Below are 2,218 nucleotides of genomic sequence, written 5' to 3' on the forward strand. Positions count from 1 at the left end.
ATATATGGCAATTTTATTTCAGTCGAATACCCCGCTAGCTTGCTGCGGGGTGCGCCAGCGCAACTTTGATTAATGGATAAAAAATAAGAAGCTCTTAACAATTTAGATCGAGCTGTAAATATTGAAGGATCGTACAAGGATAAAGCAAAAAATTATCCAGATTTCAAAGAATTATGGAATAATGAAAGTTTCCGAAAGATTGCTTCATTAAATCCCATCAACCTTTATTTCTTTAAAACCTTAATCTCCGAACTTAACCCTTAACTCAAAACTTAATTCCTTAAAACCAAGTTTCTCAGACCTTAACCTTCTCCAAAACTTGGCTGTTAAGAGTGAAGGGCTTATTACTTTTGGAGTTTTTCACGAGAAGTTTAACCGCAGTTGCAAGTTACAGGGTTCAAAGGGCACCGCTAAAATATTTTTTGGTGGCTCTCAGCTTTAATCAGTCTTTAATAAGCCTTTCCTGAAGTTGTGGTAGCTGATCAATGATTCAGGGCTGCATAAATCATATATTTTATATTTGTTTATTTTCCAGCCTGAACTCAATGATTTGCATTACAAGATCCATAGTAAGCCTTACAACCTCTTCGACTTTATCTATGGAAACAAAATCAAGGGTATCCTCTGCTGTATGAAACAGATCATAAGTGCCTGTAGAACTTATTGCAATACTTGGAACCTTTCTCATCCAAAAAAAAGTGTGGTCACTTGAAGGCCAGGGATCTACTTGAATGACTCCCGAGTATTTTTTTTTTGAACGCATTGCAGTATCAACAAACTGTTTTGAGCATTCAAAAAATGCGATATTGCTTGTAGAGGAATAATGCCCAATACCATCTAGATTTATTGCAGCTATCATGTTCTCGAAATTCTGTAAGTTTTTTTCCGTATACAGTATTTCTCCGAGTGCATAATATTCTTCCCCATTGAAAGCTACAAATTCAATATCAAATGGCATATTTGCATTATTTAAAATATTTTTCAGTAAATCTTTTAATAATTCTGCAACGGTAAGAAGTGCTGAAACTCCTGAGGTATTATCGGAAGCCCCATCAGTCCCATATTTGGTATCAAGATGTGCACAGAGGACAAGTTTCTCTTTTCCGTTTATTCCGTATTTACCCACTACATTTGCAGCATGGCTAGCTTCAAGATCACTTTTTATATTTAAGTTGAGATTTTTCCCTGCATTTTTCAATAATCTCATTCCGTCAATCGCTGAAATTGTGACGGATGGGATTTCGAAGTCCCAGTCCTCTAGGATGGGAACAGTGCTTGCCGTCCGGTGGCTTACAGCAATTATGGCAAGCGGTTTTTTTGCTTCAAGAAGCCCAATTATTCTTTTATGCTCCTCAGGATTGTACACATTATTATTTTTGGCAGCTAAAGGTGTCTGTGTTAGTTCTCCATAAATTATCGCGATTTTGTCTCTGAAATCTCCATTTTCCAGTTCAAAGATATTGCCTGCAGCTGTGAAGCCTGCCTCTACATTGCATGAGTTTGAGTAAGTATTGGCAATTGCTGTAACCCTTTCTTTCCCGCAGAATAGTTCGATTTTTTCACATTTCCAGCCTTTACAGGCGTATTCTTGTCTCTCTGTCTGAAGCCCGAGCTCTTCAAATATCCTCGAGATATATACCTCAGCTTTATGGTTGTTTGAAGTTCCAATTGGCCTGCTCCCTATTTTGCTGCACAGTTCGTTTAAATGTCTGGTTATGATTGACTCATAATTCTGCATTTATGCCTTTTCTCCGATTTTTTGGTTTCTGGAACTCAATAGTAAGGAACTTTTAAAATAAAGAGGTTTTGTTATCTCTTTTCAATAATATTCTAATTTTCTTATGGAACTCTGTGAGTGAAAAGCAAGGTCTACCAAAACAAGGCGTTACTTATGAATACAGAAAACTTTAAAAAAATTATGAAAAATACATTAAAAAAGAAAATACGCTGTGTAATGAAGGTTATTTTGCTTCTTCTAATGGAAACCAAAACATGGTGGTTAAGGGTGAAAGGCTTGTCACTTTGGGCGTTTTGTTTCATATAATATATTTCACATACCTAATCACGTAAATATATGTAGAAACGAATCTAAAAGGCCAGGACTATCGCTTGGGATAAGGATAGATATTTCCGGAGATTGCTTGCCGAAGGACCAGCTGCACATTAAGAATCAGCGGATCGAAAAGCTAAACGAGAATATGCATAAGCAAGCGGTCCA

Annotated in this window: 1 protein-coding gene and 1 pseudogene; one reads left to right on the forward strand and one right to left on the reverse strand. The window is 36.7% G+C overall.

Going from position 1 to position 2,218, the window contains the following annotated elements:
• Positions 1–99: 99 nt before the first annotated feature.
• A pseudogene (locus tag RG963_RS16660) lies at positions 100–264 on the forward strand (hypothetical protein); the annotation flags it as partial.
• 250 nt (positions 265–514) lie between these two features.
• On the opposite strand, the gene RG963_RS16380 reads toward RG963_RS16660, so the two are convergent.
• Entirely contained in the window at positions 515–1,738 is a 1,224-nt protein-coding gene (locus tag RG963_RS16380) for a M28 family metallopeptidase (RefSeq protein WP_310577346.1), read from the reverse strand.
• Positions 1,739–2,218 lie beyond the last annotated feature (480 nt).

This window comes from Methanosarcina baikalica (assembly GCF_031461075.1).
Classification (GTDB): domain Archaea; phylum Halobacteriota; class Methanosarcinia; order Methanosarcinales; family Methanosarcinaceae; genus Methanosarcina; species Methanosarcina baikalica.

Bases quoted from the DNA above. Each gene is read 5' to 3' on its own strand.
- RG963_RS16380 (WP_310577346.1), bottom strand. From the start codon at position 1,738: ATGCAGAATTATGAGTCAATCATAACCAGACATTTAAACGAACTGTGC.